At 44.5% G+C, this 14,400-nt stretch carries 11 protein-coding genes; 6 read left to right on the forward strand and 5 right to left on the reverse strand.

Annotation, left to right across the window (positions count from 1 at the left end):
* Positions 1-405: 405 nt before the first annotated feature.
* The 6 genes from WS40_RS05470 (at position 406) to WS40_RS05495 (ending at position 5,695) form a co-directional block, all read left to right on the forward strand.
* Positions 406-885, forward strand: coding sequence for an Lrp/AsnC family transcriptional regulator (locus tag WS40_RS05470; RefSeq protein WP_022287945.1), 480 nt, complete (start codon positions 406-408; stop codon positions 883-885).
* Complete coding sequence (locus WS40_RS05475) at positions 882-2,066, forward strand: aminotransferase class I/II-fold pyridoxal phosphate-dependent enzyme (protein WP_022287946.1); 1,185 nt, start codon at positions 882-884, stop codon at positions 2,064-2,066. The genes WS40_RS05470 and WS40_RS05475 overlap by 4 nt, the downstream gene beginning before the upstream one ends.
* The gene (ispE, locus tag WS40_RS05480; RefSeq protein WP_046440824.1) at positions 2,050-2,931 is read left to right on the forward strand and encodes a 4-(cytidine 5'-diphospho)-2-C-methyl-D-erythritol kinase; all 882 of its coding nucleotides are present in this window, start codon (positions 2,050-2,052) and stop codon (positions 2,929-2,931) included. Before WS40_RS05475 ends, ispE begins: the two co-directional genes overlap by 17 nt.
* Positions 2,932-2,944: 13 nt before the next feature.
* Positions 2,945-4,039, forward strand: a complete 1,095-nt coding sequence (locus WS40_RS05485; RefSeq protein ID WP_046440826.1) for a hypothetical protein — start codon at positions 2,945-2,947, stop codon at positions 4,037-4,039.
* Positions 4,036-4,932, forward strand: a complete 897-nt coding sequence (locus tag WS40_RS05490) for a radical SAM protein (RefSeq protein ID WP_046440828.1) — start codon at positions 4,036-4,038, stop codon at positions 4,930-4,932. Before WS40_RS05485 ends, WS40_RS05490 begins: the two co-directional genes overlap by 4 nt.
* Positions 4,933-5,164: 232 nt before the next feature.
* Positions 5,165-5,695 (forward strand): HDIG domain-containing metalloprotein, encoded by a 531-nt coding sequence (locus WS40_RS05495; protein ID WP_022287950.1) that lies wholly within the window; start codon positions 5,165-5,167, stop codon positions 5,693-5,695.
* Positions 5,696-5,855: 160 nt separating this feature from the next.
* Here the strand turns inward: WS40_RS05495 and WS40_RS05500 are convergent, their stop codons facing one another.
* From WS40_RS05500 to WS40_RS05525, 5 genes are all read right to left on the reverse strand, one after another.
* A complete protein-coding gene (locus WS40_RS05500) occupies positions 5,856-7,268 on the reverse strand; it encodes a glycogen synthase (RefSeq protein ID WP_022287951.1) in 1,413 nt (470 codons plus the stop codon).
* 35 nt (positions 7,269-7,303) lie between these two features.
* Positions 7,304-8,431, reverse strand: a complete 1,128-nt coding sequence (glgD, locus tag WS40_RS05505) for a glucose-1-phosphate adenylyltransferase subunit GlgD (protein WP_046440830.1) — start codon at positions 8,429-8,431, stop codon at positions 7,304-7,306.
* 17 nt (positions 8,432-8,448) lie between these two features.
* Positions 8,449-9,651 carry a glucose-1-phosphate adenylyltransferase gene (locus WS40_RS05510; RefSeq protein ID WP_022287953.1) on the reverse strand — a complete coding sequence of 401 codons (1,203 nt, stop codon included), beginning with the start codon at positions 9,649-9,651 and terminating at the stop codon, positions 8,449-8,451.
* 35 nt (positions 9,652-9,686) lie between these two features.
* The gene (gene glgB / locus WS40_RS05515) at positions 9,687-11,714 is read right to left on the reverse strand and encodes a 1,4-alpha-glucan branching protein GlgB (protein WP_046440832.1); all 2,028 of its coding nucleotides are present in this window, start codon (positions 11,712-11,714) and stop codon (positions 9,687-9,689) included.
* Between the two features lie 243 nt (positions 11,715-11,957).
* Entirely contained in the window at positions 11,958-14,234 is a 2,277-nt protein-coding gene (locus WS40_RS05525; protein ID WP_325208440.1) for a PP2C family protein-serine/threonine phosphatase, read from the reverse strand.
* Positions 14,235-14,400 lie beyond the last annotated feature (166 nt).

Here is a 14,400-nt window from a genome sequence, read left to right on the forward strand (position 1 = left end):
CCTTCCTGAATTTACACAGTTCTAGTTAGTACAATTATATCACAACAAAATAATAATTTCAATACCGCCGCCCCAATTTTCACACCCCTCACACATAAAAAGCTGCACAGTCCAAATAACTGTACAGCTCATAAAATAAATACCCAAGATAAATGGGCTGTCCAGGACTCCAGCCCCTACAATTTCTCATGACCGCAATTTATCTGTGGTGGCGAGCAACGTTCGCCCGTCCACCCCCACAACATCTCAGCTATACCACGACCCCACGCCACAAGCTTTCTCGTCCTCCCCTTTGTCTATTCTGACAGATAAATTACTCATTTCTTACATCACAATACTTGCGTTCATACAGATAATATGTTATAATATATAATGTATATTTATAAACCTAAAGGAGGCTTATTTATGGATCAGCTTATAAAATTACTGAAAAACAACGCCCGTATCACAAACAGCGAGCTTGCCGTTCTTCTTGATAAAACAGAAGAGCAGGTTGCAGCGGATATCGCCAAGCTTGAAGCAGACGGTGTAATAAAGGGCTATTCCGCGATCGTTGACGAAAGTGCCTATGACCCTAATTCAGTTTTCGCTCTTATAGAACTTAAAGTCACCCCGCAGTCACAGTCAGGCTTTGACGAGATAGCAAACCAGATCGCAAGCTATGAGCAGGTGGAGTCCGTCCGCCTTATGTCAGGTGCTTATGATATAATCGTTGCCGTGAACGGTGCAAACATCAGGGATATCTCACAGTTTGTTTCCCAAAGACTTGCAACTATCGACGCTGTCCAGTCCACCGCCACACACTTCGTGTTAAAGGTCTATAAAGACAACGGCATCATGATAAGCACAGATGATAAAGACGAAAGAGGTTTGATCTCCCCATGATAGATTATAATAAAGTGCTTTGCCCTGCCATAAAGGAAATGAAGCCCTCAGGTATCAGAAAATTTTTCGATATCGCACAGCAGCTAGAGGGCGTTATCTCCCTTGGCGTTGGCGAGCCTGACTTCAAAACTCCGTGGCTCATACGTCAGGAAGCTATCTCAACTTTGGAAAAAGGCAAGACCTGCTATACTGCAAACGCCGGACTTATAGCACTCCGTGAAGAGATAGCCAAGTATTTTCAGCGTACTATCCACACAAGCTATGATCCTAATAAGGAAATAATCGTCACTGTTGGCGGCTCTGAAGCTATCGACCTTACCATAAGATGCCTTATCCAACCCGGTGATGAAGTCCTTATAGTCGAACCGTCCTTTGTCTGTTATCGTCCTATCGTCTCCCTATGCGGCGGCGTTCCAGTGGTCATAGAAACAAAGGAAGAAAACGAGTTCCGACTTACAGCAGACGAGCTTCGTGAAAAAATAACCGACAAAACCAAGCTCCTTGTCCTGCCCTATCCTAATAACCCAACAGGTGCGATAATGCGCCGTGAAGATCTTGAAGCTATCGCAAAGGTGCTTAAAGATACCAATATCATGATAGCCTCAGACGAGATATATTCCGAGCTTACATATTCAGGAAAGCATTGCTCTATCGCAGAAATAGAGGGTATGCGTGAGCGTACTATCGTCATAAACGGCTTTTCCAAAAGCTTTGCAATGACAGGCTGGCGGCTTGGCTTCCTTGGCGGACCAAAAGAGATAGTGTCCCAAATGCTCAAGCTTCATCAGTATGCTATCATGTCCTCCCCTACTGTCAGCCAGTATGCCGCTATCGTTGCCATGCACAGTTGTCAGAAGGATATAGATGCCATGCGTAACGAGTATAATATCCGCCGTCGCTTTGTGGTGGATTCTTTCAATAAGCTTGGTCTTAAATGCTTTGCACCACAAGGCGCATTCTATGTTTTCCCTTGTATCAAAAGCACAGGCATGACAAGCACCGACTTCTGCGAAAAGCTTGTGTACACCAAAAAGGTAGCCGTCGTGCCGGGAGATGCTTTCGGCGAGTGCGGAGAAGGCTATGTGCGTGTCTCCTACGCCTATTCCCTTAACCACCTGAGAGAGGCTATCAAACGTATCGGAGAATTTTTAGAGGATATCAAAAATGGTAACGTGCAGTAATTTAAAAATAAAAGCCTACGGAAAAATAAATCTTGCATTGGATATCGTTGGTAAACGTGATGACGGCTACCATATGCTAAATACTGTCATGCAGTCAGTGTCCTGCTTCGACCTCCTGGACTTCACCCTCTCTGAGGGCGAGGGCATAGAGCTTACCTGCAAACTTGACAGCTTTCCAAAAGGCGAGGATAATATCATCACAAAAGCCTACCATGCCTTTGCCGACTTCACCCATATTGACTTCGGCTGTAAAATAACAGTGAATGTGGAGAAAAACCTCCCCTCACAAGCCGGCATGGGCGGAGGAAGTGCAGACGCCGCCGCTACCCTTAGAGCCTTGGACTTCATGTTTGATACAAGGCTCACCGATGAACAGCTCTGCTCCATAGGCGTGGCTCTGGGTGCAGACGTGCCTTTCTGTATTACAGGCGGCACAAGGCTCTGTCAGGGCGTTGGCGAAATAATGAGCAACCTGCCCTCACCCGACTGCGCTTTCGTAATAATAAAACCAGACGTGGGTATCTCCACCCCCGAAGCTTTCAAAAGGTATGACAGCATTTCAAACCCAAAACGCTGTAATATGGATGTCTTGCTGAGATATATCGGCGGCGGAAAGCTTTTCGGCATATGCTCAAACCTTTTCAATGTGCTGGAATATGCCGCCGACCGTGAGGAGATAACTCATGCAGTGCATGAGCTTAAAAACAGCGGAGCTCTCTCCGCCCTTATGACAGGAAGCGGCTCAGCCGTTTTTGGAGTTTTCCCCGATATCGCTTCCGCACAAACAGCCGCAGAAAAGCTGTCAGGCTGGAGCTATAAGTGCGTTTGTCAGCCTGTAAAACAGGGCTGGGAATTTGTATATTAATGAGGTGAAATAATTGAGCAGAAATAAATGCAGAATTTGCGGATACCACTTTAAAAGCGATGATGAGATAATTTGTCCTGAGTGCTTCACAGCCCGTGACGAGGATATAAGCTGTAACAGCCTTTCAGGTGACCTGCACTCTCATGATCTCCGTGCCGATAACGAGCAGGACGGCTGGTTCGGTCAGTCTGAAAACGACACCTTCAAAGAAGAAAAGAACGATTTCGTTTCCGAGGAACGTAAAGAGGAAGCAAGGGACGAGAATTTCCAAAGCACCTATACCCCACCTAAAAACCCGACCCCTCCCCCAAGCTATTCAAATTCAAGAGCCGAAAAGCTTGCCGCCCTCAATAACTACAGCCAACAGCGCACAAGCTATAACCGCCCAAACAACAGCTCCTATAGCTTCAACGCCACGAACATAAACCACTCTAACAAAAAGAATGGCGGCAAAGGCTGTGCCACCGCCGTTGTGGTCATAATAATCCTTATGGCTATCCTCCCAACTATCATAGGCTTTGTCTCATCAAAAATAATTTCAAGCAAATATGACGACTATAACTATGACTACGATTATGACGATACCTATAGTGAAGCCGAAGATGACTACACCGACCATTCCAACCTCTATGTAGCGCAAGACGCTGAGGACGGTACCTACAGCGTTCAGTATCAAGGCTATACCCTCACCGAACGCAAAGTAAGCGACCTGACCGATGAGGAAAGAAACTCCCTTTCAGGCGGTATTATAAGCGGTGACACAGTATGGGAAATAGACCTCGACCTTGATGTTAATATCAGCGATAGCAACAGACAGGTAAAATTCACCTTTGCCTACAACACCGCCTATGACGAAAACGATAATTCGTTTTTCTCAAACAACTTCTTCCCCGGTGAAAGCGACTACGACGACGATATGACCTATACGATCAAGTTCCTTGTCCCAGCCGATTCAAAGCGCACCACGTTCACAGCCTGCTTCCAGAACGACGATTTGATAACAGATTCATTCCAGTTCAATATCCCGCTTGACGAAAACACAGACTCATCAGGCGACCTATCCTCTGACTCCTACACCAAAATAAGCGGAGCTGACACAGCGGCATGAACGATATCCTTAAAAGCTGTACCCTCTGCCCAAGAGAGTGCAAAGTGAACAGATACGAGCATAGAGGTTTCTGCGGTGAAACTGCCAAAGTAAGGATAGCCCGAGCCGAGCTTCATATGTGGGAAGAACCTTGTATCAGTGGCACAGAAGGCTCAGGAACAGTGTTTTTCTCAGGCTGCTGCCTGAAATGCTGTTTCTGCCAGAACTACGAGATATCCGCTCAAAGCAAAGGCTTTGAGCTTACCGAACAAGAACTTGCCGACACTTTTCTGCGGCTTCGATCAATGGGCGCAAACAACATAAACCTCGTCAATCCCACCCATTTCGTTCCGCAAATAATCAAAGCGCTCGACCTCTGTAAAGATAAGCTCACTATCCCCGTGGTCTATAACAGCGGCGGTTATGAAAAGCCCCAAACGCTGGAGCTTCTTCGTGGCTATGTGCAGATATTTCTACCCGACCTTAAATATTTTGATCCTACACTTTCGGATAAATATTCCAAAGCCGCAGACTATTTTGAAAACGCCGCTGCTTCAATACATAAAATGGCGGAGCTTTCAGGCAAGCCAACCTTTGACGAAAAGGGCATAATGCAGAGCGGCACAATAGTCCGCCACCTTGTCCTCCCTACCCACCGTAAAGACTCCATAAAGCTTATGGAGTGGCTAGGCAAAAATTTTGCCAAAGACGAGATAATGATAAGTCTTATGAGCCAGTTCACCCCCGTGTATAAAGCCTTTGACTACAAAGAGCTTTGCCGTAAGACATCAACTTTCGAGTATAACACCGTCATTGACTCCGTGAACAAATACGGTTTTGAGGGTTTTGTCCAAAGCCGCACATCCGCTGCCAAAGATTTTATCCCCAAATTTTATGACGAAAAATACTACTGATATCCAATTTTTTATCGGACTGCCATGCTAACACAGACAGCCCGATATTTTTGTAATAAAATTGTTATACATTCCCTATTGACATTTTGAACAAAAAAGTTTATAATGTTAATGTAAGTTTGGTAAAACAAACTTGAATGGGGTAACTTATGGGGTAAACATTAGTCACCAACCGTAAAAAGGGCAGCAAAATTGCCGCCTGCGTATAAGTTATCGAAAAGAGGTCATGCAAATGTCAAAGGCTTTCGGTTCAAGATATTCCATTGAAAATTCCGAGGAAGCAAAGGAGTATTTTGAGTTTGTAAAGGACCTGCTTGACAGCGATGTTGTAAACGAAATGAAAAATTTTCGTCATCACTATAGTACGACTTGCTATCAGCATTGCATCAATGTATCCTACTATAACTATCTCGTTTGCAGAAAATTGGGACTAAATTCAAGATCCGCAGCAAGAGCAGGTCTGCTTCACGATCTGTTTCTTTATGATTGGCGGGATCGTGAGAAGAAAAAAGGCGAAATGCCTCACGGAATGACCCACCCAAAGGTCGCACTCAACAATGCGAAACAGCATTTTGAGATAGGCAAGCGTGAGGAGGATATGATAGTCAAGCATATGTGGCCGCTGACCCTGAAATTCCCTAAATACGCTGAATCTTACGTTATCGTGTGTATCGACAAATACACCGCAATGTTGGAAATAGGCTCTTATTTGGGTCAGAAAATGAAAGAAAAAGCGAAAGCAATGCGAACAAAACAGCATTAAACCAAAGCGGACAGGCACACACCTGTCCGCTTTCAGTTTGTTGACAAATCCCTGAATAAATGTACAATTGATCGTACACTTATATAAATGCAAAAAGACCGTCCCTAAGATAAGGGACGGTCTTTCCCGTTTATCAGGCAAAATAAACGGATATTGGTGTTTAGTGAATGTCGTTGTAAAGTGCAATGTAATCCTTGGCGGACTTTGTCCAACTGAAATTCTGCTTGAGCGCAGTGTTCACAAGCCTGCCCCACTTCATCTTGTCATCATAGTATGCCCTGGCTCTAACAACAGCGTCAAGCATATCATGTGCGTTGTAGGACTTGAAAGTAAAGCCGTTTCCATTCTTGTCGCCTGCATCATGGATACTGTCTCTCAAACCGCCTGTCTCTCTTACGATAGGTATAGTACCATATCTCAGAGCGATCATCTGAGCCAAACCGCAAGGCTCGCTCTGCGACGGCATAAGGAACATATCCGCACCAGCGTATATCTTCTTGGACAGCTCAGGCACAAAACCAATGGTCAGACCCACTCTGTCAGGATAACGATAATGCATTTCGCTGAAAAAGTCCTCGTATATCTTCTCGCCCGAACCAAGAATAGCAAACTTGCAGCCAAGCCTGATGATGTCCTCAAACACATACTTGATAAGGTCAAGACCCTTGTGTGAAACAAATCTCGTTACGATACCGATAACAGGCTCTTTTCCATGTGCCATGCCAAGCTCGCTGAGCAAAGCGTGCTTGCAAACAGCCTTGCCCGTCTTGTCATTCAAACTATAATTCTTAGCAATAACAGGATCAGTTGCAGGATCATAGATCTTCTGATCTATACCATTAAGTATTCCGCAAAGCTTGTATTGCTTGTTAACAAGCTCCCTGTCAAGACCATGTGAATACCACGGATCAAGTATCTCCCAAGCATAGCTTGGCGAAACTGTCGTCACCTTGTCAGCCGTTTCAATAGCAGCCTTCATAAAGTTCACATCACCGTCATACGAAAGCAGATCCGTATGATAAAGCGGAATGCCCATAATATCGTTGATAAGTTCTAAGCCATACTGTCCCTGATACTGAATATTGTGTATGGTAAATACCGTCTTGATATCCTCATAACCCTGCTGATAGCGGTAGAAAATATCATAATAAACAGGAACAAGTGCCGTCTGCCAGTCATTGGCGTTTATAACATTTGGCTTAAAGTCGATGTATCTCAGCAGTTCGAGAACTGCCCTTGAGAAGAATATAAATCTCTCAGCATCATCATAAAAGCCATACAAGCCGTTTCTCTGGAAGTAATACTCATTATCCAAAAGATAATAAGTCACTCCGTTCACAACGCCTGTAAAAACGCCGCAGTATTGATTTCTCCATGCCACCGGCACAGTGAAATTCGTAACATATGTCAGCTTGTCCTTAAGCTCCTGCCTGATAGAGCTGTAATAAGGTATCACGACTCTGCAATCGTGACCCTCGGCATTGATAGCCGCAGGCAGTGAGCCTGCAACATCAGCCAATCCACCTGAAGCAATAAAAGGCAAAGCCTCACTTGCAGTATAAAGTATGTTCATATCCGAACCCTCTTTCCTAAGTCATTGCGACCTTTTTATACAGAAGCTCCCTTTCCTACATACATAGGATACTGTGGCGAGCTTGTAAGGATATGGTTTTCACAGATAGAAACGTTCTTGTCTGTGATAAGATAGCTAAGCTCAGCATTGTCACCAACAACAGTACCCTGCATAAGGATACAGTTCTTGACCTTTGCACCCTTGCCTACCTTAACGCCTCTGAACAGTACAGAGTTCTCTACCTCGCCCTCTATGATACAGCCGTCAGCAATAAGAGAATTTGATACCTTGCTGTCCAGATCGTACTTAACAGGAGCGTTGTCGCTTACCTTTGTGTAGATAGAACGCTTTGGAACGAACAGCTTGCGTGCATTCTCAGGTTCAAGCAGAGCCATGTTTGACTTAAAGTAGCTTTCAGGGCTGTTGAGCTTGCTGAAATAGTTATCGTACTCGTAGATCTTTATCTTAAGCTCTCTGCACTTCTCCTGAAGAATATTTCTCTCAAAGCTTACATTTCCTCTAGCCATTGCGTCATTAACAGTTTCAATAAGGAAATCCATTGACATAACGAACACATTAAGGCTCGTTGTGCAAGTGCCGCTGATGTCAGGATTGATAAGAACAGAGGTTACGTTCTTGTCAGCGTCAACGTTGAATACAGTTGAAGTCTTTATATCATCAGAGCTGTAAACGCCTGTGTGTGCAACAGCAGTAATATCAGCACCGCTCTCGATGTGAGCCGCAACGATAGGCTTGTAATCAATATTAGTTACAACGTCGCAGTCTGAAAGGATAACATATTTAGCTCTTGAGTGCTTGATAAAGCTCATCGCACCATAAAGAGCCTCGATCCTGCCTCTGTAAAGAGTGCTTTCAACGTTGCCGAATGGAGGCAGAATGTAAAGTCCGCCTTTTTTTCTGGCCAGATCCCACTCTCTTGCAGAGCCGAGGTGATCCAGAAGTGACTGATAGTTAGATTTTGTTATAACACCGACCTCGCTTATGCCGCTGTTTACCATGTTAGACAGTGGGAAGTCGATAAGGCGGTATCTTCCGCCGAACATTACAGAACCCATAGTTCTGTTCTTTGTCATGTCGCCAAGAGTCGTGTCGTGCATATTAGCGAAAACAAGACCCAGTACGTTACCCATATTTACATCCATGTTTACTCGGTCCTTTCTTAGATATTCTCGTAAATTATTGCCTTTGGTGCAACAACACTGCCGTCAGAAACAGTCAGATTATTGCCCACTACAGCAACGCCCCATGAGTCCTTGTCCTCGATAGTTTCAGGTCTTGCACCGATCTGAGCGTTCTCACCGATAACAGTGTTCTCGCCAACGATAGCATACTCGACCTTTGCACCCTTCTTGACAACTGCGCCAGGCATAAGGATAGAATCCAGTATCTCAGCGCCTTCCTCAACAGTAACGCCGTCAGAGATCATTGAAAACTCTACAGAGCCGTCGATAACGCAGCCCTCTGTTACCATAGAGTTCTGTACCTGAGCATTCTTGCCTATGCTCTGAGGTGGCATAACAGGGTTTCTTGAGTATATCTTCCAGCTTGTGTCATAAAGATCGATAGGAATGTTAGGATTGATAAGGTCCATATTTGCTTCCCAAAGAGAGTCGATAGTTCCAACGTCCTTCCAGTAGCCGTCAAAACGATAAGCCACAAGCTTCTCGCCTGCTTCTCTCATGTCAGGGATAATGTTCTTGCCGAAGTCCTTTGAAGCTTCCTTGTCGTTCTCATTAGCGATAAGATAAGCTTTCAGCTTCTTCCAAGTGAATATGTAGATACCCATTGAAGCAAGAGTTGAACGAGGGTTCTTTGGCTTCTCCTCGAAGTCTATGATGTTGTCGTCCTCGTCTGTTATCATGATACCGAAACGTGACGCCTCTTCCTTTGGAACGTCCAGAACAGCGATAGTAGCGTCAGCGTTCTTAGCCTTGTGATATTCAAGCATCTTGTTGTAATCCATTTTGTAGATATGGTCGCCTGAAAGAACAACAACATACTCAGGGTCATATCTGTCTACAAAAGCGATATTCTGATAAATAGCGTTTGCAGTACCCGAATACCAGTCAGCGCCTGAAGCTGTCTGATAAGGAGGAAGCACATGAACGCCTCCGTGTATTCTATCAAGATCCCAAGGCTGACCGTTTCCAATGTACTCATTGAGTACCAATGGCTGATACTGTGTCAGCACGCCCACTGTGTCGATACCTGAATTGATACAGTTCGAGAGAGGGAAATCAATGATACGATACTTAGCACCGAAAGGTACTGCCGGTTTTGCAACGCTCTGTGTCAGGGCATACAATCTGCTTCCCTGACCGCCTGCCAGCAGCATTGCAACACATTCTTTTTTGTTGAACATAATTAATTCACCCACCAATTTTTATTAAGTCTATATTACTCAGCCTTTTTAGCTGTGGACTTCTTAGTTGTTTTCGCCTTAGAGGCTTTCTTGACAGCAGTTTTCTTAGCCGCCGTCTTTGTCTTTGTCTTTTTCTTATTCTCTGCCTTTTTCTCAGGCACAGGTCTTTCCTCTTTCTTCACCGTGAAATACATACAAGAGAACGCAGGAATGTCGATACAAACAGACTGATCAAAGCCGTGCATCTTCTCATCAACAGCCTTTACAGTGCCATTCGTGCAAGGAGCACCGTCAACAGAAGACGAGTTGAACACCTCTGTATAGCTGCCCCAGTAAGGAACGCCAAAGCAGTATGACTTTCTTTCCACAGGAACGAAGTTGCACACAACGATGACCTCTCCGCCGTTTTTGTCAAAACGTCTGAAGATGATGATACTCTGCTTGAAGTCGTCATTTGATATCCAGCTAAAGCCCTCCCAAGAGAAATCTCTCTCCCAGAACTGAGGGTGGTCAAGATAGAAGTGATTGAGGTTCTTGGAGTAGTTCAGATAATTGCGGTGGTTCTCATATTCGTCCACCATGAACCATTCCAGACCATTCTCGTAATCCCACTCTCTGAACTGAGCAAAATCAGCACCCATGAACAGAAGCTTCTTACCTGGGTGAGCCATCATATAAGCCATGAACAGCTTGCACTGCTTGAACTTATTGTCGATATCTCCACCATACATTTTATTTACCAATGAAGCCTTACCATGCACCACCTCGTCATGAGAGATAGGCAAAATAAAGTTTTCAGAGAAAGCATAGAAGAATGAGAACGTGAGCATATCATGATGAAAAGCTCTGTCAATAGGGTCAAGAGCCATATATTTGAGCATATCGTTCATCCAGCCCATGTTCCACTTGAAGTTGAAACCAAGACCGCCGTCGCTTGCAGGCTTTGTTACCATAGGCCATGAAGTTGACTCTTCGGCTATCATAAGGGTATTAGGGTTTCTTCCGAACACAGCGGTATTGAGATCCTTGAAGAACTGAACAGCTTCAAGATTTTCCTTGCCACCGAACTTGTTAGGCGTCCACTCTCCGTCACGTCTGTCATAGTCAAGATAAAGCATAGACGCAACAGCGTCAACTCTCAGACCGTCAACGTGATATTTTTCTATCCAGTAAAGAGCGTTCGAGATAAGGAATGACTTTACCTCGCCCTTTGAATAATCGAAAACTCTCGTTCCCCAAGTGAGGTGATCTGCCTTTTTCGGGTCAGAGTATTCATATGACGGACCTCCGTCAAACTCGAACAGTCCTGCCTCATCTCTAGGAAAATGTGCAGGCACCCAATCAAGGATAACACCTATTCCCGCCAAATGGAAAAGGTCTATCATTTTCATGAAGTCATAAGGCGTGCCAAAACGTGAAGTCGGTGCAAAATAGCCGATACCCTGATAGCCCCAAGAGCCGTCAAAAGGATATTCCGCCAGCGGCATAAGCTCGATATGAGTATAGCCCATTTCCTTTATATAAGGGATTATAGTATCTGCAAATCTAACATATGAGAAATATTTTCCGTCAGGACAAGCCTTCCATGAATTGAGATGTACCTCATAGATATTCATAGGACAATTGTAGATATCCTTAGACTTCTTCTCGGTCATCCACTTTTTATCGCTCCAAAGATAATCGTCTATATCGAAAACCTTTGAGCCGGTGTTCGGAGCGACCTCCATGTGTGTGCCGTACGGATCAGCCTTATAATGGGTCTTGCCGTCACAGCCGTGGATACAGTATTTATATGTATCATAAGTTTGAAGCCCTGTAACAAAAGCCTCCCACACCTCTGAGTCGTCTATCTTCTCCATTGGAGTGGCATTTTCGTCCCAGTCATTGAAATCTCCCACAACAGAAATGCCCTCAGCGTGTGCTGCCCAGACTCTGAAATAATATCCTTCTACGCCGTCTTTCTCTCCCTTATGGCAGCCAAGAAACTTATATGTTTCGCAGTTTGTGCCATTGTGGAAAAGATAGAGCGGCAGTTCATAATCCTTTGGAATAATATCTATCATAATTCAGCCTCCCTTGTCTTTTTGTGAAAACCGCTGAATAATTTCGGTGTTTCATACTTACATTTTAATCTTTTTTGAACAAATTTGCAATAGTTTTAGTAGTTATTCTCGTATTCGCACATATTTCAACAGATAGTTTTATACATTTTGCACAATAGATTTTATATAATAACATAGAAAAAGTAAAGTCAAAGTATACAAAAGTAAAAAATTGCAGGCAAAAGTCGGCAAAGTCATTTACATTCATTTTCCATTCTCATCACGAAGGAAAATTTTTGCGGCAATAATAGTTATATCGTCACGCCTGCCTCCTGTTCGCTGAGCAAGCGCCTTTGCGCCAAGCGCCGTGACTATCTCCTGAGCGTTCATTCCGTTACAGCGGAGTATCTCTCGTGCTGTAGCGTCCTCGACACCGTCTGAGGTCATAAGCAGAACGTCCCCGTCAAAGAGCTTAAGCTCGCTCACATCAGGAGTACACTCCGCAAGTATCCCAGCAGGAAAAGCCTGTCCGCCGATAGCTTTAAGACCGCCGTCACGGAAAAGAAAGCTTTGCGCCGCACCCGATTTCAGAAACTGCACCGTTCCGCCATTAAGCTCCAGCCGCATTATATCAAGGGTCGCAAAAGATTCCTCCCAGCCCTTAACTCTGAGCATGGAATTTATAAGCCTATGGGCTGTCTGCATAGACATTCCCGATCGTATGAGCCTTGTAACAAGACTTACGGAAAACAATGAATCCAGTCTTGCTCTTTTTCCTGTTCCCATGCCGTCTGAAAGGACGATATACTTTTCGTTGACGCTTGAATTGAAGACTTCAAAGCTGTCACCCGAATATTCTCCGCTTGACGAAGCTGAAAAGCTTTTTATATCAACTGTGAATTTCGGTATTTCCGCAAAGGACATTCTGGTTATATTATCCACCTTGACTATCACAGGCATATCAAGGTCATAATCTATCATTTCTGACAGCGTTGCTGTGAGCCTTACAAGATCACCCCTGAACTGCGCAGTTATAAAAACGTCCACACGCTGACAAAGGTTTTCGTCTATGTAAACGCAGGCTTTCACATTTGGATAGCCAAGGTTTGAGAAATGCTCCCTTACTCTTGCTGAAAGCTGAGGATCAACGCTTCTCACCTGACCTGCCCTGAAAGAAAGGTCGGATAAGATATCCTCCATGGAGGAAAGCTGTTCGCTTAAAAACTCACGCATTTCACGAACTCTCATGCTGTCGGCACGTTCTGCCACAAAGTCGGTATACAATTCATTGAAGCTTTTGCAAAGAAGCGACTTTCTCACACAGCCTCCCAAATGCTTTTCAACGTCGTCAAGGCTGAGGTTATTATATGTACAAACTATGCTTTCAAGCTTTGAAAAGCTGTCATCAAGCTGTACACAACGCTTACTGCACACTGAGTACATATCGCAATCGGTACAAACAACAGATCGTACACGCTTTGACAGTGTAGCTTCCTTTGAGCGTTTATCTATCGCCGCAGTGACCATTGTAAGCTGACCTCTGATACCGCCCAGAGTTCTCGAAGCCATGTTGAGCTTTGAAGAAGTGGTCTGCCCTACAAGGTCAACGGAATTTTTCACTCCCACCACTTTTTTTGCCACCCTTTTTATCACAGGAACAGGCAGGGCGATAAAAAGCACAGAGCCTATAAGCAAATCAGCAAACATTGAAAATGTATCACCGTTCACGCCCATTGCCACAAGGCTCACAAGTGAAACTGCAAGGAAAACAAACACTATCACAAGAGAGCCGAATTGCAGAAAAGCTCCGCAGATAAGTCCTGACGTGGCAAGCAAAAGTGTATTTCTCGCAAGTGACGGAGCACAAAGGAGTACACCGCAGGTGGTCAATGCACCAACGACTGCACCGCCTATATTTCTATACTTTCGCACTGCCATAAGCATAAACAAAGTGCCTGCTATCCTGCCCAGGTTCACCACATGGAGCGGTGCGGCAGTGATGGTCGAGATAAACATAATATAAAGTATAGCTGTGAAAACTCCGTTTATTCCTGTAAGGTCAAAAACACCGCTTCGGTTTCTTTGACGTTTTACGGTCAATGCAATAAAAACAACACAGCCACACATGAGCGAGCTTATCATTCGCAGTGAAGCCGTATATGTATCCGACGGCATTGCAACCGACATTACACAGCTGAAAAGAAGCATTGCTCCTGTTGTGATGAGCGACACAAAAACGGGGTCGTCCTTATGGTCGGCAGAGGGCATCACAAGCCTTACCGCCCCTATAACAAGTATCGCACAAAGCTGAACGATACCCTCTGAGAATGTTCCGCTTACAAAATATGCAAGTGCAGAACCTAAAAAAGCAGGTATCACATTAGTTCCCGAAAGCACTGCAACCGCCACGTTCATTGACGAGGGGAAGCCTAAGATCTTTCCGAAGCTTGCCGCAAACGCTGCTGCCGCCGATAAAACAGCCATAAGTACATTCGTTTTGCCTGAGGTATGAAATTTTGCCGTATGCCGTATTTTTTCCATTGCTTATCACGTCCTATGTTTCCAAAATGTAATAATTACATTTTAGCAGGACTATCAAGCGAAAGGTGTCGCAATATGGGCTTGAAATTGAAATACTGACCAAATTTACGGACAGATCTCGTAACTTTCAACGTCATGAAAATCTGCTGTTGAAATTCGGGATAGT

Source organism: Ruminococcus sp. N15.MGS-57 (genome assembly GCF_000980385.1).
Classification (GTDB): domain Bacteria; phylum Bacillota; class Clostridia; order Oscillospirales; family Ruminococcaceae; genus Hominimerdicola; species Hominimerdicola aceti.

Coding starts and splice junctions, on each gene's coding strand:
- WS40_RS05490 (WP_046440828.1), top strand. CDS start 4,036: ATGAACGATATCCTTAAAAGCTGTACCCTCTGCCCAAGAGAGTGCAAA.
- WS40_RS05500 (WP_022287951.1), bottom strand. CDS start 7,268: ATGAACATACTTTATACTGCAAGTGAGGCTTTGCCTTTTATTGCTTCA.
- WS40_RS05495 (WP_022287950.1), top strand. CDS start 5,165: ATGTCAAAGGCTTTCGGTTCAAGATATTCCATTGAAAATTCCGAGGAA.
- WS40_RS05510 (WP_022287953.1), bottom strand. CDS start 9,651: ATGTTCAACAAAAAAGAATGTGTTGCAATGCTGCTGGCAGGCGGTCAG.
- WS40_RS05475 (WP_022287946.1), top strand. CDS start 882: ATGATAGATTATAATAAAGTGCTTTGCCCTGCCATAAAGGAAATGAAG.
- ispE (WP_046440824.1), top strand. CDS start 2,050: ATGGTAACGTGCAGTAATTTAAAAATAAAAGCCTACGGAAAAATAAAT.
- glgD (WP_046440830.1), bottom strand. CDS start 8,431: ATGGATGTAAATATGGGTAACGTACTGGGTCTTGTTTTCGCTAATATG.
- WS40_RS05470 (WP_022287945.1), top strand. CDS start 406: ATGGATCAGCTTATAAAATTACTGAAAAACAACGCCCGTATCACAAAC.
- glgB (WP_046440832.1), bottom strand. CDS start 11,714: ATGATAGATATTATTCCAAAGGATTATGAACTGCCGCTCTATCTTTTC.
- WS40_RS05525 (WP_325208440.1), bottom strand. CDS start 14,234: ATGGAAAAAATACGGCATACGGCAAAATTTCATACCTCAGGCAAAACG.